The following is a 17,892-nucleotide window of genomic DNA, read 5'->3' as shown; positions in this document are numbered from 1 at the left end:
ATCAGCCGGCGTTTGCCTCGATAAGGATTTCGGATCTGGATCCGCGTCGCTGCGCAGTCGCGCCCGGCGAAAGATAGTCGTGGACCACGGTGCCGAGCCCGAGCGTCAGGTCGGCCACGATGTGCTTGGCCGACAGCACCTCGAGGACCGGCAGTTCGGCGACGGGGGCGAGCGCGTGCGAATAAAGGTCGAGCGCAGCGGGGCCGGTCCATGCGCCCCTCACGGTGATGTCTTCGAGGTGGTAGCGGACCAGCTCGCAGATGCGAGCCGAGCCGTCGACATGCGGGATGATCTTGAGCAGGAAATTGGGCGCGGCGAGCTTGCTCGCCTCGGCTGCGCAATCGAGGGCGCGGTGCTTGTAGCCCATGGTGCCGGTTGCGATGCGTACCGAGCCATAGTTCAGGGTGCCGACCAGCGTATCGATCTCGACTGCAAGCTTCGGCTGTGCCAGCTTCTTGGGAAATCCCCACAGCTCACGCCCGCCTGCGATTGGCGGATGGTCGTTGAGAAACATCTGGTGGGTAAAGCTGCCCGCCTGGCCCTGATAGGACACAGGGATGACTTGACCGCTTTCGGTGTAATCGCCGAATCCGGTCGAGTCCGGCATGCGGATGAACTCGTAGTTCACGACCGGCTCCGTGAGCGCGAGCGGCTCGGGCACGATCCGGCGCAGCGCCTCGGGGTCGGTCCGGTACTGGATGATGAAGTACTCGCGGTTGACGAAGCGATAGGGGCCCGGCGGAAAAGCCGGGTTGGTCATCGGCATCGCAAACGCTGTCGCGCGGACGGTCTCGGGTTTCATTGCGGTGATCTCCACGTTGGTCGATTTTGAGCAGACTGCACTCTTTTGCGAGAAGCGCGGCCCTGGTTTGGTCGGTCTACACCTCGCCGACACGCTCGGGATCGGCTGCGGCCAGCGCGGCTGCACGCTCGGCCGGTGGCGGATAGATCCACACGGTGTTGATCTGTTGCTTGGTCTTCTTGGCCTCGGTCCCGACGAGCTCGAGCGTCCGATCCCAGCCACGCGTGAAGATCGCGCCAGCCTCGCCCAGGTCGAGACAGGTCGCATATGCCTCCTGGTGATACGGCTTCGTGGGGACTCCCAGCAGCTCGGCCGCGGCATTGTTGCCGGCAAAGGCGCCCATCCGCGTGGCGTGCTGGCACGACATCAGCGCGTAATTGCCGATGTTGTCGCTGGCGGCTCTTGCGGCGTCGCCGGTGGCAAAGACGCCGGCGACGTTCAGCACGCGCAAGTCGCGGTCCACCAGCAGCCGCCCAAAATTGTCGCGCTCGGCGGGAATTTGCGCGGTCAGAGGAGCGGCGCGCATGCCCGCCGCCCAGATCACGGTTTCACTTTCGATGTGTTCGCCGGAGGTCAACGTCACCCCGGAGTCGTCGAGCGATGCGACGCTCGCACCGAGCCGGGTCTCGACACCGAGCGTGCGCAGCGCATCCTCGATGACGGGGCGGGGACCCGCACCCATGTCGGGTGCAATCGCACTGTTCCGATCGACGATGACGATGCGCGGCCTGGCATCCTTGCCGAAGATCGCACGAAGCCGGGCGGGCATTTCCGTGGCGGTCTCGATTCCCGTGAAGCCGCCGCCGGCAACGACGACGGTGTCGCGTCCGTTCCTTGCCGGCCGACCGGCCAGACCGTGAAGATGCCGGTCGAGCGCAATTGCATCGTCGAGCTGGTCGACGCTGAAACCGTGCTCGGCAAGGCCGGGGATATTCGGACGAAACAGCCGGCTGCCGGTCGCCACCACCAGCCGATCGTAGGAGAGGTGCTTCTTCGCACCTTTGATACGGGCGATCTCCACCGTGCGAGCCGTAGTGTCGACCGTTTCGGTGCTGCCTTGTACGTAGACGACGTCAATCGCCTTGAGGATATCCTGCAGCGGCGCCGTCAGCGTTTCGGGCTTCGCTTCGTAGAGCCGCGGACGAACCACCAATGTCGGCTCGGGAGCCACCAGCGCGATCTCCAGCTCTTCGGGCGAGACGCCCTGGATATCGCGCAGACGGGCGGCCGAAAGTGCAGCGTACATGCCGGCAAAACCGGCGCCAATGATGACTATTCGCATGTGACTTTCTCCTGTGGTTGCTCTTCGGGGATACGCGCGTTGCCGCCGCCGCTGCCTGGGTGCGGCCTCTCGAACTCGACGACGACGCGAAGACGTGAAACGAACGCGCTGGTTTTAGGGGGAGAAACAGCTCGGCATCGACGATGCCCGCGGCGGCCAGCGGCGGAGGAAAGCCGCTCCGACGGCGATCGGGCCGCTCCAGTCGGCGTAGGGAAGCCGTGTGTCGTCGCTGAGCATGACGGACATCGCCGGAATCGTCCTATGCATGAACTGGGGTGGAATTTCCACGTCCTCGCCCGTTGCAGAGGCGAAGCGTACCGCCAATGACAGTCCGTAGACGATTGTGCCTGCGACTAGTCTGCGTCGCGGCGCGATTGCAGAGAGGCTGACGAAAGTCTTCGAGGTCATCTTCGTCTCCGTCTATGGGGAGCGTGGGGGACCCTGATCGTTTACCGGATCGACGCTGCGTCTGCGCCAGTGCGATTGCGGCACCTGCATCGCGATTGCTGTTACCGTATGCGCCGTCGCCAATCGCTGGGGGTTTCGCCGGTCAGCTTCTTGAATGCGGCGGTGAACGCAGTTTGTGAGGCATAGCCGAGCTTCGCGGCCACCGACACGATCGGCTTATCGGTCTCGCGCAGCATGTTCATCGCCTGCTCCAGCCGCTGCTGGCGCAGCCACGCATGAGGTGAAAGCCCGGTGCTTTCCTTGAAGGCACGACAGAAGTGGAAGCGCGACAGGCCGGCATCCGAAGCGAGCGCCGCGAGCGACACGTCGGTATTGTTGTCCGAGCGCAGACGTTCGATCGAGCGTCGCAGAACATGGGAGGACAGGCCGCCCATGATCGGCTCGAACGTCGTGGGCACGCCAGTGTGATCGGCCAGGATACGTGTGGCCAGGACCTCCGTCAGCTGCTGCCTGAACAGTAGATCCAGGGCCGTATTGCCTTCCAGCACATCCGCTGCACTCGTCAACAACCCCGATACGACAGGGTCGGGATGACCCGTTCGTTCCAGAAGATCGCCGAGGGTGGGCGCGTTGGCTTCGCGAACGACGCGTTCGAGCGCCGTGTGCGGAAGGTAGAGCTGGATGACGTCGACGAACCCGGGAATGTCCCATCTTGCGCTTGAACCGGCCGGAATGATGGTCACGACCCCGGAGCGGGCCGTTCCAATCGCAACCGATCTCCCGGAGCGACGCTCCAGGCGCTGAACGCCTGTGGGGTAAGTCATGATGACGTGGTCGGTCATGGGTTCGACCGCGTCATGGAGAGCCCCATGCTTCCAATGCGCGATGACGCCGCTGGAAGGGTCCGAAGCCATCTGGAGCGGTGCGGTCTTGAGGACGCGCGCCATTTCCACGTCGGCACGGCGCCGCTCGGTGACCGCGGTGTCGCGATGTCGCGCGCCGGGGTCGACGAGCAGAGCCTCCAAAGGATCGTGCAGGATCGGCTGGTTCATCGGGCTGTTCTCGCGTTCGAAGGCACTTCGTTGACTGCAGGGGGACAGTTGCTAACGCACGCGCCGCCGCCAATCGCTCGGCGTTTCCCCGGTCGATCGCTTGAATGCCGCAGCGAAGGCCGTCTGGGAGGCATAGCCAAGCTCCACCGCCACCGCCACGACCGATGCGTCGGTGTTGCGCAGCATATTCATCGCCTGCTCGAGCCGGTGTTGCCGCAACCAGGCAAGAGGTGAAAGCCCAGTGCTCTCCTTGAAAGCGCGGCAGAAGTGGAAGCGCGACAGGCCTGCGTCCGAAGCCAGGGCATCGAGGGAGACATCCGCATCGCTGTCCGAGCGCAAGCGTTCGATGGCGCGGAGCAGGACCTTCGGTGAAAGTCCACCCACGGTCGACTGGAACGCCGTCGGCGAGCCGGTATGTGCGGCCAGGAGGCGTGTGGCCAGGAGGTCGGTCAGCTGATGCCTGAACAGCACATCCAGCGCCCGATTGCCCTCCACCACACCGGCCGCGCTCAGGAGCAAGCGGGATGTAATGGGATCGGGATGCGCAGTTCGCTCCAGAAGGTCGGTCGGGTTGTGGGTCTCGGCTTGGTCGGCAACGCGCCTCAATGTGGCGTGAGGAAGATAAAGCTGGACGACGTCGACAGGTTTCGGAATGTCCCACCGGGAGCTTGAGCCTTCCGGGATGATGATCACGACCCCGGGACGAAACGTTCCTTTGACGACCGAGCTTCCCGACCGCCGCTCCATGCGCTGCACCGCGCCGTTGTAGGCCATGATGACGTGGTGGCTCATCGGCTCGACGACGTCGTGCAATGGTTCATGTTGCCAGTGGGCGATCCCGGCGCCGGAGGCGTCCAACGCCATGTGAAGTGGTGCGGTGTGGAGGACGCGCGTCATCTCCACATCGGCGGAGCGGCGGTCGGTAGCCTGAAAGTCCCTCTCTCGCGTCCTGGGTTCGACCGGCAGAGCGTCCAGGGTATCGACCATCGGCGTGCTCATGAATTGTGCTCGTGTTGGGGAAGTCTTGCGTTCAATTCCCGCCGGCCGATTCGTTGGTCGGTGGACAGAGCGGTTACCTCGACCATGTTCGTAACGATGATGGGAAACAGCGCTCGGTGGTATCGTGCGGCGGGTGTGGTCTCGCTGGTTCGGCGGTTAGAGTCACCTGTACCTTGGGATAGGGCGGCCGGGGCTTGGCGTGATCATTCGCAGTGAAGCCGCAACTCACCGAAGCGCGGGACGCGCCTCGTGCCGACATGTCCTACCCCGGTTCTGGGCTGGGCACCCTCGGTACCGGGACAGTGAAGTGGAAATGCGCGCCGCCATTCGGACGGTTGGCGCCCGCGATGCGGCCGCCATGCGCGGTGATGATCGACTGACAGATGGCAAGGCCGATGCCGAGCCCCGCGTCCTTGGTGCTGAAGAAACTGTCGAAGACATGCGCCAAGCCCGCGGCGGGAATGCCCGGCCCATTGTCGGCAACGGAGAGCACGACCGAGTCGTCGTCATCGAACGACGTCTTAATCTCGATCCGGCGCTTCGGCTGGCCCGACTGCACGATCGCCTGGACGCTGTTGACCAGCAGGTTGATGATGACCTGCTGCAACTGAATCCGGTCGCCAAGGACCTTGGGGAGGTCGGCGCCAAAGGCCGCCGACAGGACGATCGACTTTGAATCGGTGTCGTGGCGGATGAACAACAGCGCTTCTTCGGCCACCTCGTTCAAGTCGATGAGGCGCATCTCCGGTTCGTGCTTCGCCGCCATGCCGCGGATGCGATGTATGATGTCGCTGGCACGCCGCGCATTCGAGACGATTCGGGAGGTGAGCTGTGTGACCTTCTCCGTGTTTTGATCGGCGCGCGCGAGCCATCTCAGGCTGGTCTCGCCATTGGTCACGATGGCCGCAAGCGGCTGGTTGATCTCGTGCGCAATCGACGTCGCGAGCTCGCCGAGCGTTGCGATCCGCCCGGCATGCGAGAAGTCGGCTTGCAGTTTCCGCAGCTGCTTTTCGGCGTTTAATCGCTCGCTGATGTCCTGCATGGTGATGAAGGTGTTGTCGAGCTGCTCGGGCGGCACCGGATAGGTCACCGTGAACAGGACGTCGATGATCGAGCCGTCGAAAGCGCGAATCCTGGTTTCCTCGATCAGGTTCCGGCGGCCTTCGAAATGCGCGACCATGACCCGTTCGGCGAGCCCGGGGGCAGCGGCGAAAATGTACCGGACCGGTTTGATGAGATCGGCGGGGTTGCGGGCGTGGAACAGCGATACGGCGTCGCGATTGACGTCGGTGACGCGAACGACGTCCTTGGCATGTTCGACGAGGTCCGGATTGCGCTCGAGATGGCCGGCGATATCGCGGACGCCGTTTGCCTTCAATTGGTCGAAGGCCTCGCCCGCGCGGCGGGAATCGACCTGCCAGAGCGCGGTCGGCAGATATTGAACGAGCTGACGGTATCTCTCTTCGCTGGCCTGCAATTCCCAGGTCGTCCGGTCATCATTCGTCACGCCGGTGATCGTCACGAAGACGGTGTCGGGCGGCTTTGGCTCCGCCGAGTGCCAGGCCTTTACGACGGGATTGCGCAAGCTTCCGCTCAAGATCATCTTGCGTATCTCGAGACGCGTGCGATCGCTCGTGACACTCTCGATCAGAGTGGCCAGCAACGCGCGGCTCTCGGCCGGCCAGAAGTCGCCGATGGATTTGCCTATCATCTGCTCGTAGCCGGCATGCGCGCCGAACATGCGGACCGCGCGATCGTTGACGGCCAGAATGCGGGTTGCGCTGAGCATCTCGTCGACCCAATCGAGGTGCTGGTCGAGATCGACGGGGATGCCGCCGCGCCGATGTTCGGCGATCGCATCGAGCAAATGGTGCGCGGCCGACGTATCGAGCTCCCAGGACGCGGCGAGAGAAGATTGCAGCTCGGCATCCATGCGCAGGTACGCCGCTTGAGAGAGCGAGCCTGCGTTCCGGCCGAACTCGACAATATCGAGAAGACCGCCCGCTGTGTCCCGGCGGACGATTTGCCTCACCGCAGCCACGATGTCCGCTCCGGTCAGGCCGCGCCGGAGGGCCACTCCCTCCCACCGGCCTTCGCGCAGGAGTGCGCTGAAATGATCGGTACCGCTGTGGGCGAGGGAGCCGATCGTCTGGACGCGCTGCCCCACCATCGCCATGGCAGGCCAGCCGTAGAGAGCTTCGGAGGCAGCATTCCAGTATTTGATGACGCCGTGTACGTCACTGACGATGACGCTTTCGGAGGCAAGATCGGCCAACTCCATGGCATGGGGGAAAGTGTGGTCACTTCCTGCGGCACGTTGGAACAGATTACTCATCTGACGGCGTATCCTGGCGATCATCGCTTTGCGAACGGCCTGCGCGGTCCAGCGTGGACTGCAGATGGTGCAAGAGGACGTCATCGTTGACCGGCTTCGTCAAACAGGCGAGAGCGCCGCCGCTGAGCGCGCGTGCCCGTGTGGCCGGACTTGCATCCGCGGTGATGATGATGACCGGCATTGACGAGCCCAATTCCCGCAATCGTTCCTGGAGTTCGAGGCCGCTCCGGCCTGGCATGCTCACATCGGTAATCAGGCAGTCGAAGTGATGTGGCGCGTACGCGGCCATGAAAGCTTCCGCCCGATCGAATGTCTGGCACGCGAATCCCAGCACGACGAGGAGATCGGAAAGCGCCTCGCGCACAGCTTCGTCGTCATCTACGACCGCGACGGCAGGCAGTCTGGGCGAACGGATCGTTTTCGCTGGCATGGCCCGACGACCATCCGCCCATTGCCGGCCGGGTTGTACCTATCCTTTGGTGTAGGCCGATTGCGTCCCTTGAAGTGCCGCAGGCAGCGATTCCCAGATCCGGATCAATTGGCCGACCGATCCGGCCTGCAGTTTCCGCATCGCGTTGCCGCGATGCAGCTTGACCGTGATCTCGGTGATGCCCAGATCGAATGCAATCTGCTTGTTGAGGCGACCCCTGACCACTTCGCGCAGCACCTCGCGTTCGCGAGGGGTCAGTGTCGCGTAGCGGTCGACGTGTTGCCTGACGTGATGGGCCGCCGCCCGTTGCGCGATGTCTTTCTCGATCGCCGCGGCGACCGCATCGAGCAGCGCCTGACCCCTGACAGGCTTGGTCAGGAAGTCGATGGCTCCCGCCTTCATCGCCTGCACCGTCATTGCGATATCGCCATGACCTGTCAGGAAAACGATCGGCCGCGTGTGGCCGTTCGCGACGAGATGCTGCTGGAGATCGAGACCACTCGCTCCGGGCATGCGAACGTCGAGGATGAGACAGCCAGGCCGCTCCGGAAGATCGGCATGCAGCAGCTCCTGCGTTGATCCAAAGCAGCACGCATCGAGTCCAACCGACAGGAGCAGTTCGCGAAGCGCGAAGCGGACCTCTTCGTCATCATCCACGATCACGACAAGCGGACGGTTTGTGGATTTTTCATCAACGGTCATGGGATAGCGAGGTAGGGGATGTAAGGTACGAGAGCCGGCGATAGTCTCGAGCATGGCGTGGTCCCTTGATCGCTTCCCGCCCCCGGTTTGTCGCCGTGCCTTTCACAGAGGGTCTTGAAGCCTCGGCTCAAGGAACGGCTACACGGGATTTTACGGGTCTTAAGGTTGCGTCGTACCACCGTCTTTCCCGAAACAGGCGTGTTTTGTCAGATTCTGCTCCAAGGCGCCTCTGCGCACCTGGATGTGATGAACGCGCTGCACGGCGCCTCGGAAGGCGACGCCTGACCGGGACCGGGGCTCACGGCTCAAGCCCACTTTGTCAGCCGACCGGCCGAACATCCTAGACCAGGGGACTAGAAAGATGAGCCCCTCGTAGGATAGCCCGAACGGCTTCACGCGACGCATCCTCACCGCTATCGCGTCAAAAACAAGCGGAGGGAGCGATGTCCATCACCGAGGGGCGGCAACCAGGGGAAACTGCAAGGTTACGTCGACCTCGGTCGAGAACCTCCTCATCCGGCCACGCGCCGACCCGCCTGGGCGTGAGCCCGTGCAAGGCCGGCAACGGGCCCAAATCGCTGCAAGGACCCTCCAGCGCGGTGATACATGACGAGCTTGTTTTTGCCGTTTGCCGAACCGGGGAGTCGGAACCGGCTCCGGGACGGGAGTCACGCAATCGGGCAATCGATCTCCGCTTTGTGCAGGAAGATGCCTGCGACGAAATGCTGCTCAAAAACGTTGCGGAGGGCGACAAAGCGGCCATGCACATCATTTTTGCTCGCCACCGCGAAAGAGTGTCCCGATTCATTAGACGCCGGGTTCGCAATCCGGCGATCGTCGACGATCTCGTCAGTCAGGTGTTCCTCGATGTGTGGCGCTCCGCGAATCGCTTCGAAAGTCGCGCGCGCGTTTCTACATGGCTGCTCTCGATCGCCCGGTTCAAGGCCATCAGCTCGTGGCGAGAGCGAACGCATGATGATATCGATCAAGTCGATGCGTGTGGAATCGTCGACGTCCGGGATACGCCGGACGTTGCCCTGGACCGCAAGGATACGGAGGGCATCCTGCGCGCATGCATCGACAAGCTCTCCCCCGTCCATCGGGAAATCATCGACCTGTTCTACTATCGCGAAAATTCGGTCGCCGAGGTCAGCGGAATAATCGGCATTCCGCGGGCGACCGTGAAGAGCAGGATCTTTTACGCGCGCAAGCAGCTTGCGAGAATCCTCGTGGATGCGGGTTTCGATGCCAAGTCCGCCTGAGCATGCGCCGGACAAAGCCCTGCCGGGATTTCACAAACGCACGATGGAACCGGCCCCAGCCCGGTTGTGGCGAGGCCAGAAGGGGCCAAATCTCATTGGAATTGCTTAGAAAATCGTTCGGTCGAAAGCTGATCGAACTCGATCGGCGCAGATGCCGATTCCGTGAGCAAGGCTGGACCGCTGCTTGTCGATCTCCAATAATGAACTCGACTTCATGGGCTCGGTGACCCCGGCGGCTCCAACTCCAGACAAGGCCGACCCATATGGCACAGGCGGGTACCTTCGGACAGAGGGTCAGGCAGCAGTTGCACTTGAGGGATGCGCCGCCCTCGCTGATCACGCGTTCGCGGCGCGGTATCGAACTCGCGGTCACCGAGACGCGGGATGATAGCCCCATGCCGGGCCGTTCCGGCTCCGTGGCCGATGAGGCCTATATCGTCAGCCTGAAGCTTCACAATTACCCGGACTGCGAGCTCTGGGATCACGGCAAGTGCGTGATGAAAGCGGATGTCAGGGCCGGTACGACGTATCTGTACGACCTAAGGAGTGATCCGGGGTTCGTTATCGACAAGCCGTTCCATTCCCTCCAGTTTTATCTTCCGCGTTCAGTGCTCGACGGCGTCGTCAAGGAATCCCGTACACGGCCTGTTGGCGATCTTGCCTGTCAGTTCGGCTTCGGCCATGACGACAAGATCATGCGTCATATCGGAGCAGCGCTGTTGGAAGGGCTCAATCGGCCGACCGAGGCGAACCAGCTCTTCATCGATCACATGATGCTCGCATTCACTGCGCACATTGCCCAGGCCTATGGTGGGCTGCAGAGCGTGACCGGATCGGTTCGCGGCGGTCTTGCCCCATGGCAGTTGAAGCGAGCCTGCGAAAAGCTCGACTTCCGATCTCGGCGGGACAGTTTCGCTGCAGCAGGTTGCAGCCGAGTTCGGTCTCTCGGTCAGTTATTTTTCGCGCGCGTTTCGTATCTCCACCGGCCTGCCGCCGCACCAATGGCTGCTGCGCCAGCGCGTGAAGGCGGCCATGCAGTTGATGAGCGTGCGGGACCTGCCGCTGTCCGAAATTGCGATCGCCGTCGGATTTGCCAACCAAAGCCACTTTACGAAAGTGTTTTCGGCGCAGGTCGGCGTTAGTCCGGCAACATGGCGTCGCGAATCACTGGACATCAAGGAAAGCGAGAAGTGATTCAGAGGATGCCAGACCCGTCCTCTGGTCAACGACGCTTCGCCAGCGAGATGGCATAGGCGGCGCTGCGCGCCGCGAAGATCTCATCGGGCGGATGGGCAACGCCTTCGGCGAGATTTGCCGGATTGAAGACGGAGCCGTCGCACGTTTCGTCTGGCTCGAGGCCAGTGATCACGATCGTCCCCAGCCGAACCTCTTCGCGATTGTCCTCGTCGGGCCATCGGATGGTCACGTCCATGGTGGGATCGCCGGGACGATCGAGCAGCGCCATCACGCTGAAGCGGACGTCGCCGCTGGTGACCCGGCGCTCCAGGTCGTCGTGCAGGAAATTGGCAGACTTCGCCGTGACTTCGCTCTTCGCCGGCGCAACCTCTACGCCGACGGGTGCGACCTTGAACTTGATGAACCTCGTTTCGCCCGACGAATTCGTCACCGGAAATGAGTGCACGCCCCAGTAGGTCGTGCCGGCAAAACTCCGGGGTAGCGGATGCGCGGCGATGTAACTGGCCTGATGCAGCGTTTCGGGATTGGCGGCGGAGAATGCCTTGACCCTCTCCATATCCGGACTGCCGTCTGGTCCGGGAATGCGCGCCTCGAGGAAAGCCAGCATCTGGTCGAGCGTCTTCGCAAAATGCACGGGAGCACTTTGCGCAAGCATGTCGGAGCGGTGGTGAATGTCTCCGAGCCTGAGGCTCAAGCCGCGCAGCACGAGGTTGTCGGTATCCGCGACATTGGGATCGCCGCTGCCGACCGAGAAGCGCGCCAGCACGCGCGATGGTCTCGTGAAGCTCCGGGATCTCGTAATTTCCTCCGCCCGATCCGACGGAACATAGGTGCCGCGCACGCATCTGCCCTTGGCAAAGCTCGCGCGCTCCCTGGGCGGATCACCGGCGACCGCTTTCAGGGCATCGACGATCGCCACGAGCGTGGCGGTCGGAAGTTGGGACCTTGGCAGATCTGGGGATGACACCGCAACGATCTAGCGGACCTGCCGCCTCGTGACTCCAGAGCGATTGCTGCGATTACAGTGCGATTGCTGCTAACGCCGGTGCCGCAATCGCTCGGCGTCGCTGCCGGAGCCTCAGGACACGCAACAGGGCATTGGGTTCCCTTCGTGTAAGGTCGTCCTGCAATTCCTGCAAGGAATGGAAGCTAGTCTAGTCACCGCGCGAGCGCCGAGCTTTCGCGGGATGAGCATGAGTCCAGATCTTCGCTTCCACGCCTCGGCGGACCTGCGTGACTGGCAACAACGACGTGTGCGTCAATGCGTCATCAGGTCAGGGAAGGGCCATGCCGGCCGCCTTGGTAGGCCCTTTCTGCGGACATGAACCACCTTGCACAATTTTGCTACAGGCCGGCACGAATTGCGGCAATCTCCGCTGCAACAACGCGCTTGACATAATATCCGATCTCAACGACCGTATGCTGCAAGCGTAGGGCAAGACGGCCCATCAACGCGGTGAGTTCAACCATTTCCAACGCCACGCTTTTATCGCGTGTTCGGTTGGCGGCGAGGGCGCCCTCGGCTTCACAGCCGGCGGGCGTTTTTTTTGTTTTGGATCGAGTGATGACGCAGAAGCGGTATCGAATTGGCGTGATGTTCTCGACGACGGGCTCCTACAGCGTCGTCGCACGCTCGATCCTCAATGGCGCGTTGCTGGCCTTCCAGGGGGTCAATGCGAGCGGTGGCGACATCGAGCTGGAGCCGGTCGTGGTCAATCCGTCCGGCGACCTCGCGCGCTATCGTTCGCTCAGCCTCGAGCTGCTCGGTTCCGGCATCCGTCAGGTGGTCGGCTGCTACACCTCGTCGAGCCGCAAGGAGGTGATCCCGTGCTTTGAGAAGTTCGACGGGCTGTTGTGGTATCCCTCGCACTACGAGGGTTTCGAGAGCTCCGATAACGTCATCTACACCGGTGCCGCCCCTAACCAGCACGTGTTGCCGCTCGTCGATTATCTGGCCTCCCGGGTCGGCTCGCGCGCCTTCTGCATCGGCTCCAACTACATCTGGGCCTGGGAGAACAACCGCATTTTCCGCGAGGCGCTGATTGCACGCGGCGGCACCGTGCTCGCCGAGCGCTATCTTTCGGTCGGCGATACCGAGGTCGACCAGGTCATTGCCGCGATCATCGACCAGCGCCCGGACTTCGTCTTCAACAATCTGATCGGCACCAGCGCCTATGCCTTCTTCCGCGCATTCCGGGCCGCTTGCCGCGCGCGCGGTATCGATCAGGCCGCCGAAATTCCCGTTGCGAGCTGCACGCTGTCGGAACCGGAATTGCCGGAGATCGGACCCGATGCAGTCGACGGACACCTCTCGTCGAGCGTCTATTTCTCGTCGCTGAATTCACCTGAGAATACCGCCTTCATCGATGCCTACACGAAGTCCTTTCCGGCCGGACCGGTCTCGTCGGCCGATGCGGAGTCGTCCTACATCGCCGTCAAGCTGCTCGCGGCGGCATTGCTGCAGGCCGGCACCGACGACGCGCGCACGGTGCGCGCCGCCGTGGCGGATCAACGGCTGCGTGCGCCGCAAGGCGAGGTCCGCATCGACCGGCAGACCTTTCACGCCTGGCTCACGCCGCGGATCGGCCGTTCGGCCGCCAACGGGCAATTCGAGGTGCTGCTGGAATCCCGCGAGCCGATCGCGCCCGATCCCTATCTCGTCCAGTCGTCGCCGCGCTTTGCCAGCGCGATGCGCACTCCGCTGTTGAAGGTGGTGTAATCATGAGCTCCCGATTGCTGCAGAACTTCAAGGGCGGCCGCGCCATCGTCGTGACACGGCGAGGCGGATGGGAAAGCACGCTCGAAACGACGCTCGCCAAGCTCGGTGTTTCCACTGAATATCCTGAAATCATCGACGGCCGTGCGCAGATCGACGTTGCGAGCCTCCAGGCCGACCGCGACATCCTGTTCGTCGACGGCGATCTCGAAGGCGCTGTCGCCATCGAGGTCAACCCGGCCTCGCGGCTGCCGCCGGTGCCGGTGATCGGCCTCGTCGGCGTCGAGGCGCCAAGTCGTCTGAAGGCGCTCGTCAATATTGGTGCGACCTCGTTCCTGCGCAAGCCGGTGCATGGCGGCGCGGTCTACACATCCCTGTTTATGGGTATCAACCAATTCCTGCTGCGCGCCGAAATGAACGATCGCCTGCAGGACCTCGAAGAGCGCCGCCGCGGCCGCCGCGCGGTGATCCGGGCCGTGATCCTGCTGATGCAGCGGGGTGGCCTCGACGAGGAAGGTGCCTATTCCCAGCTCCGTCGCGAAAGCATGCGCGCGCGGCAGAACATGGAACTCTACTGCGAGGAGTTCCTGAGCAAGCGGGCGAAGCCGCCCGACACGTCCGGCCGCACGACCGGCATCACGCTGCAAGGCGGCAACAAGCAAGCCATCTAGGAGAAGCAAAATGAGCAAGTCTGTATTGCGGGGGCTGCGCGCCGCAGCCCTCACGGGGACGCTTGTCCTCGCGTCAAGCCTGGCGCTCGCGGCGGAAAACCCGATCAAGATGGGCGTGCTGGAGGATCAGTCCGGCGACTTCGCCGCAGCCACGATCGGCAAGGTTCACGCCATCCAGCTTGCAGCCGATGAGATCAACAAGGCCGGCGGCATCATGGGTCGGCCGCTCGAGCTCGTTCCTTACGACACGCAATCCGACAACACCCGCTACCAGGAGTTCATGCGGCGCGTGCTCCAGCGCGACAAGGTCGACGTCGTGTTCGCCGGATTTTCCTCGGCCTCGCGCGAAGCGTATCGGCCGATCGTCGATCAGTTCAACGGCTTCGCCTTCTACAACAACCAGTACGAAGGCGGCGTTTGCGACGGCCACATGATCGTAACCGGCGCCGTGCCGGAGCAGCAGTTCTCCACGCTCATTCCCTACATGATGGAGAAGTACGGCAAGAACGTCTACACGCTCGCCGCCGACTACAATTTCGGCCAGATCTCGGCGGAATGGGTACGCAAGATCGTCAAGGAGAACGGCGGCAAGATGGCCGGCGAGGAGTTCATCCCGCTCGGCGTGTCGCAGTTCTCGCAGAGCATCCAGAACATCCAGAAGGCCAAGCCGGACTTCGTGGTCACGCTGCTGGTCGGCACCGCGCAGGCCTCCTATTACGAACAGGCGGCCTCCGCCAACGTCAACCTGCCGATGGCGTCCTCGGTCAACGTCGGCCAGGGCTACGAGCACAAGCGCTTCAAGCCGCCGAGCCTGAAGGACATGTACGTCACCACCAACTACATCGAGGAGATCGACTCGCCCAAGAGCAAGGAGTTCTACGCCAAGTTCAAGGCCAAGTTCCCGAGCGAGCCCTATGTGAACCAGGAGGCGGAGAACTCCTATCTCGCCGTCTATCTCTACAAGCAGATGGTGGAGCGGGCGAAGTCGACCAAGCGCGAGGACATCCGCAAGGTGATCGCGATGGGGGACGTCTGCATGGGTGCGCCGGAAGGCAAGGTCTGCATCGACCCGAAGAGCCAGCACATGTCGCACACGATCTATCTCGCCAAGGTCGGCGCCGATCACTCGATCTCCTTCCCGAAGACCTGGGAGGACATCAAGCCGTACTGGCTGGGTGAGGCCGGCTGCGATCTCACCAAGAAAGATCCGATGGCGCAGTACACGCCGTCGAATCCGCCGCCGAAACCCTGACCCGGCGGCTGATCGCTCCGGCCCTCCCGGCACGCCCCGGCGTTGCCGGCGGGCCGGGGCGATCACGGACATCTGCGACGGCAATTTTGCGTCTTCCCTCAGACTGGTTGGTTCATGGACATCGCGACCCACGTCTTTTCGGCGCTCTATCAATTTGGTGACGCCTTCGCGTTCCTGGTGCTGTCAGCTTGCGGGCTCGCGGTGATCTTCGGCATGATGGGCGTGATCAATCTCGCCCATGGCGAGTTCATCATGTGCGGGGCCTACGTTACCGCCGCGACCGTGCATGCCGGCCTGCCGTTGCCGCTGGGGATTCTGGCGGGAACGGTCGTGTCCGCGCTGGTCGGCGTGCTGGTCGAGCTCGCGGTCATCCGCCATCTCTATGACCGGCCGCTCGACACCATCGTCGCCACCTGGGGGCTCAGCCTGATCGCCACGCAGGGCACGCTGATCATGGTCGGCTCGACCATGGCGGGCGTCGGTACGCCGTTCGGCAGTTTCCAGGTCGGTGACTACTCCTATTCGATCTACCGCATCGTGCTGTTCTGTGCCGCACTCGGCGTACTCGCCGCGCTCTATGCGTTGTTCAACTGGACGCGCTTCGGCGTGCTGGCTCGGGCGACCATCCAGGTGCCGCACATGGCGGCCGCCCTCGGCGTCGATACGCGCCTGATCTACAGCCTCACCTTCGCCTGCGGCGCAGGGCTGGCGGGCCTTGCCGGCGGGCTCTATGCGCCGACCATGACGCTGGTGCCGACCATGGGCGCAACCTTCATCATGGAGGCCTTCGTCACGGTCGTGATCGGCGGTGCCGACGTCTTCCTCGGCACGGCCCCCGCCGGCGGCCTGCTTGCGATCGTGAAGTCGGGGATGACGTCCTGGCAGGGACAGTTGTTCGGCCAGATCGGCCTTCTGGTTGCCGTCATCATCGTCGTCCGGGTTCTGCCGAAAGGCATCTCCGGCTTCGTGCTGCGCGAACGCACCTGACGGAGTAATGGCGCTGTGACCGGTTTCATTTCCTTGTTTCGCCGTCTTGAAGGGCCGCAGACCGTCGGTCGCGGTCCGGCCTTCTGGAGCCTGTTTGCAATCGTGCTCGCGATCGGGCTTGCCTATCCGCTGTTCAGCGACGGCTATACGGTCGGCAACACCGTCTACTTCTTCGTCTGGGTGTTCATCGCGCTCAGCCTTTGCCTGATTTGGGGTTATGGCGGCTCGCTGTCCTTCGGGCAGACTGCGTTCTTCGGCATTGCGGGCTACGGATACGGCGTTCTGACCCTTAACTTCGGCGCGGCCTATGGCTTTACGCTGGTCGCCTTTGTCGCCGCGATTGCGATTGCAGCGCTGTTCGCTGTCCTGCTCGGCTATTTCATGTTCTTCGGCCGCATCGCCGGCGTCTTCCTCGGCATCGTCACGCTCGCCGTGACATTGATGCTCGAGCGCTTCATGGCGCAGACCGCCGGGCCGGAATGGCATATCGGCAGCGCGCGGCTCAACGGCTTCAACGGCATGAGCGCGATGCCGCCTCTGACCATCCCCTGGCCGGGCCAACCGATCGTGCTGTTCGCCGATGTCGGGCTCTACTATTTCGTGCTCGGCCTTCTTGTCTTGGTCTATCTCGCGTTGCGTATCCTGATGAACTCGTCGTTCGGAAATGTCATCGTCGCGATCCGCGAGAACCCTGAAAGGGCGGAGATGCTGGGCTATGACATCCGCAAATATCAGCTCATCACTTTCGTCATCGGCGCCGCGCTCGCGGGGATATCGGGCGTACTCTATACGGCGTGGGGGCAGTACATCACGCCGTCGAGCATGGGCATGACGGCGGCGGCGCTGCCGCTGATCTGGGTCGCCGTTGGCGGCCGCAGCGATCTGACCTCGACCGTGGTCGGCACGCTGGTGGTGCTTGCCGCATTCCAGGCGCTCACGATCTACGGCAGCCAATATGCGCTCGTGTTCATGGGCGTGCTGCTGGTGCTGACTGTCCTGATCGCCCCGAACGGCTTGGTGCTCGGCGCAATGAACTGGCTCGGACGGCTTGCCGCGCGCCTGACGCGGAGGGCTGGCTGATGTCGCTGCTCGAGCTGCGCAAATTGAACAAGCACTTCGGCGGCCTGCACGTCACCAACGCGGTAGATCTCTCGCTCGAGCCCGGCGAGATTCATTGCCTGATCGGGCCGAACGGCGCCGGCAAGAGCACGCTGTTCCGTCTCATTCTCGGCGAGCACCATCCCGGCAGCGGCGAGATTCTCTTCGCCGGAGAGAACATCACGGCGCTGAAGTCGTTCGCGCGGATTCACCGCGGCCTGTCGGTCAAGTTCCAGGTGCCGGGCGTCTTCAAGGGCCTGTCCGTCCGCCAGAACCTCGAGATTGCACTCCAGAGCCACCATCGCGGCGCCGAGCTCGAAGCCGAGATCGTGAGGCTGCTTGGCTTCCTCGGCCTCGAATCCGAGCAGGCGCAGAGGGCGGGGAATCTCAGCCACGGCCAGAAGCAATGGCTGGAGATCGGCATGGCGATCAGCCTGAAGCCGCGCCTGCTGCTGCTGGACGAGCCGACCGCCGGCATGTCGCCGGAAGAGACCCACATGACCGGCGAGATGGTGCAGCGGCTCAATGCAGACGGCATGACCGTGCTGGCGATCGAGCATGACATGGCGTTCGTTCGCCAGGTTGCCCAGCGTGTCACCGTGCTGCATCTCGGCCAGGTCTTCGCGCAAGGCTCGATCGACGAGATCGTGGCCGACGAGCGCGTGGCGGCGATCTATCTGGGGCAGGCTCATGCTTGAT

General features: G+C 63.1%; 17 protein-coding genes. 8 read left to right on the top strand and 9 right to left on the bottom strand.

Going from position 1 to position 17,892, the window contains the following annotated elements; translation table 11 throughout:
- Window position 1 precedes the first annotated feature (1 nt).
- The 7 genes from NR187_RS08130 to NR187_RS08100 all read right to left on the bottom strand — a co-directional run bounded on the left by NR187_RS08130 (window position 2) and on the right by NR187_RS08100 (window position 8,010).
- Window positions 2-802: an acetoacetate decarboxylase gene (locus tag NR187_RS08130; protein ID WP_256806237.1), complete on the bottom strand. Its 801-nt coding sequence runs from the start codon at window positions 800-802 to the stop codon at window positions 2-4.
- Between the two features lie 76 nt (window positions 803-878).
- Window positions 879-2,084 (bottom strand): NAD(P)/FAD-dependent oxidoreductase, encoded by a 1,206-nt coding sequence (locus NR187_RS08125; protein WP_256806236.1) that lies wholly within the window; start codon window positions 2,082-2,084, stop codon window positions 879-881.
- Between the two features lie 509 nt (window positions 2,085-2,593).
- Complete coding sequence (locus tag NR187_RS08120) at window positions 2,594-3,544, bottom strand: AraC family transcriptional regulator (protein WP_211383208.1); 951 nt, start codon at window positions 3,542-3,544, stop codon at window positions 2,594-2,596.
- Window positions 3,545-3,595: 51 nt separating this feature from the next.
- Window positions 3,596-4,543 (bottom strand): AraC family transcriptional regulator, encoded by a 948-nt coding sequence (locus NR187_RS08115; RefSeq protein ID WP_211383209.1) that lies wholly within the window; start codon window positions 4,541-4,543, stop codon window positions 3,596-3,598.
- A gap of 262 nt (window positions 4,544-4,805) precedes the next feature.
- A complete protein-coding gene (locus NR187_RS08110) occupies window positions 4,806-6,878 on the bottom strand; it encodes an ATP-binding protein (protein ID WP_256806235.1) in 2,073 nt (690 codons plus the stop codon).
- On the bottom strand, window positions 6,871-7,308 hold the full coding sequence (locus NR187_RS08105; RefSeq protein WP_256806234.1) for a response regulator transcription factor: 438 nt from the start codon (window positions 7,306-7,308) through the stop codon (window positions 6,871-6,873). The genes NR187_RS08110 and NR187_RS08105 overlap by 8 nt, the downstream gene beginning before the upstream one ends.
- 39 nt (window positions 7,309-7,347) lie before the next feature.
- Entirely contained in the window at window positions 7,348-8,010 is a 663-nt protein-coding gene (locus tag NR187_RS08100) for a response regulator transcription factor (protein ID WP_256806233.1), read from the bottom strand.
- A gap of 443 nt (window positions 8,011-8,453) precedes the next feature.
- On the opposite strand from NR187_RS08100, the gene NR187_RS08095 reads away from it, so the two are divergent.
- Together NR187_RS08095 and NR187_RS08085 are read left to right on the top strand one after the other, a co-directional pair.
- Complete coding sequence (locus NR187_RS08095; protein ID WP_211383213.1) at window positions 8,454-9,272, top strand: sigma-70 family RNA polymerase sigma factor; 819 nt, start codon at window positions 8,454-8,456, stop codon at window positions 9,270-9,272.
- Between the two features lie 915 nt (window positions 9,273-10,187).
- Window positions 10,188-10,466, top strand: coding sequence for an AraC family transcriptional regulator (locus tag NR187_RS08085; RefSeq protein ID WP_306235346.1), 279 nt, complete (start codon window positions 10,188-10,190; stop codon window positions 10,464-10,466).
- 28 nt (window positions 10,467-10,494) lie between these two features.
- On the opposite strand, the gene NR187_RS08080 is transcribed toward NR187_RS08085, so the two are convergent.
- Together NR187_RS08080 and NR187_RS08075 are read right to left on the bottom strand one after the other, a co-directional pair.
- Window positions 10,495-11,436, bottom strand: a complete 942-nt coding sequence (locus NR187_RS08080) for a catalase family peroxidase (RefSeq protein ID WP_256806232.1) — start codon at window positions 11,434-11,436, stop codon at window positions 10,495-10,497.
- A gap of 377 nt (window positions 11,437-11,813) precedes the next feature.
- Entirely contained in the window at window positions 11,814-11,939 is a 126-nt protein-coding gene (locus tag NR187_RS08075; RefSeq protein WP_256806231.1) for a hypothetical protein, read from the bottom strand.
- 94 nt (window positions 11,940-12,033) lie between these two features.
- On the opposite strand from NR187_RS08075, the gene NR187_RS08070 reads away from it, so the two are divergent.
- The 6 genes from NR187_RS08070 (at window position 12,034) to NR187_RS08045 (ending at window position 17,891) form a co-directional block, all read left to right on the top strand.
- The gene (locus tag NR187_RS08070; RefSeq protein WP_256806230.1) at window positions 12,034-13,188 is read left to right on the top strand and encodes a transporter substrate-binding domain-containing protein; all 1,155 of its coding nucleotides are present in this window, start codon (window positions 12,034-12,036) and stop codon (window positions 13,186-13,188) included.
- Window positions 13,189-13,190: 2 nt separating this feature from the next.
- Window positions 13,191-13,856 (top strand): ANTAR domain-containing response regulator, encoded by a 666-nt coding sequence (locus tag NR187_RS08065; protein ID WP_211383217.1) that lies wholly within the window; start codon window positions 13,191-13,193, stop codon window positions 13,854-13,856.
- Window positions 13,857-13,866: 10 nt separating this feature from the next.
- Window positions 13,867-15,108, top strand: a complete 1,242-nt coding sequence (locus tag NR187_RS08060) for an urea ABC transporter substrate-binding protein (RefSeq protein WP_256806229.1) — start codon at window positions 13,867-13,869, stop codon at window positions 15,106-15,108.
- Between the two features lie 114 nt (window positions 15,109-15,222).
- The gene (locus NR187_RS08055; RefSeq protein ID WP_148741855.1) at window positions 15,223-16,095 is read left to right on the top strand and encodes a branched-chain amino acid ABC transporter permease; all 873 of its coding nucleotides are present in this window, start codon (window positions 15,223-15,225) and stop codon (window positions 16,093-16,095) included.
- Window positions 16,096-16,110: 15 nt separating this feature from the next.
- On the top strand, window positions 16,111-17,175 hold the full coding sequence (locus NR187_RS08050) for a branched-chain amino acid ABC transporter permease (RefSeq protein WP_256806228.1): 1,065 nt from the start codon (window positions 16,111-16,113) through the stop codon (window positions 17,173-17,175).
- Window positions 17,175-17,891 carry an ABC transporter ATP-binding protein gene (locus NR187_RS08045; protein WP_211383220.1) on the top strand — a complete coding sequence of 239 codons (717 nt, stop codon included), beginning with the start codon at window positions 17,175-17,177 and terminating at the stop codon, window positions 17,889-17,891. The genes NR187_RS08050 and NR187_RS08045 overlap by 1 nt, the downstream gene beginning before the upstream one ends.
- Window position 17,892 lies beyond the last annotated feature (1 nt).

The organism is Bradyrhizobium sp. Bra64, assembly GCF_024519875.1.
Classification (GTDB): Bacteria; Pseudomonadota; Alphaproteobacteria; order Rhizobiales; family Xanthobacteraceae; genus Bradyrhizobium; species Bradyrhizobium japonicum_G.
The sequence above is the reverse complement of the archived record's forward strand: the minus strand, read 5'-3'. Positions and strand labels throughout refer to the sequence as shown.

What these genes read in the sequence shown, in the direction of transcription:
- NR187_RS08130 (WP_256806237.1), bottom strand. Translation starts at nt 802, where the DNA reads ATGAAACCCGAGACCGTCCGCGCGACAGCGTTTGCGATGCCGATGACC.
- NR187_RS08125 (WP_256806236.1), bottom strand. Translation starts at nt 2,084, where the DNA reads ATGCGAATAGTCATCATTGGCGCCGGTTTTGCCGGCATGTACGCTGCA.
- NR187_RS08120 (WP_211383208.1), bottom strand. Translation starts at nt 3,544, where the DNA reads ATGAACCAGCCGATCCTGCACGATCCTTTGGAGGCTCTGCTCGTCGAC.
- NR187_RS08115 (WP_211383209.1), bottom strand. Translation starts at nt 4,543, where the DNA reads ATGAGCACGCCGATGGTCGATACCCTGGACGCTCTGCCGGTCGAACCC.
- NR187_RS08110 (WP_256806235.1), bottom strand. Translation starts at nt 6,878, where the DNA reads ATGAGTAATCTGTTCCAACGTGCCGCAGGAAGTGACCACACTTTCCCC.
- NR187_RS08105 (WP_256806234.1), bottom strand. Translation starts at nt 7,308, where the DNA reads ATGCCAGCGAAAACGATCCGTTCGCCCAGACTGCCTGCCGTCGCGGTC.
- NR187_RS08100 (WP_256806233.1), bottom strand. Translation starts at nt 8,010, where the DNA reads ATGACCGTTGATGAAAAATCCACAAACCGTCCGCTTGTCGTGATCGTG.
- NR187_RS08095 (WP_211383213.1), top strand. Translation starts at nt 8,454, where the DNA reads ATGTCCATCACCGAGGGGCGGCAACCAGGGGAAACTGCAAGGTTACGT.
- NR187_RS08075 (WP_256806231.1), bottom strand. Translation starts at nt 11,939, where the DNA reads ATGGTTGAACTCACCGCGTTGATGGGCCGTCTTGCCCTACGCTTGCAG.
- NR187_RS08070 (WP_256806230.1), top strand. Translation starts at nt 12,034, where the DNA reads ATGACGCAGAAGCGGTATCGAATTGGCGTGATGTTCTCGACGACGGGC.
- NR187_RS08065 (WP_211383217.1), top strand. Translation starts at nt 13,191, where the DNA reads ATGAGCTCCCGATTGCTGCAGAACTTCAAGGGCGGCCGCGCCATCGTC.
- NR187_RS08060 (WP_256806229.1), top strand. Translation starts at nt 13,867, where the DNA reads ATGAGCAAGTCTGTATTGCGGGGGCTGCGCGCCGCAGCCCTCACGGGG.
- NR187_RS08055 (WP_148741855.1), top strand. Translation starts at nt 15,223, where the DNA reads ATGGACATCGCGACCCACGTCTTTTCGGCGCTCTATCAATTTGGTGAC.
- NR187_RS08045 (WP_211383220.1), top strand. Translation starts at nt 17,175, where the DNA reads ATGTCGCTGCTCGAGCTGCGCAAATTGAACAAGCACTTCGGCGGCCTG.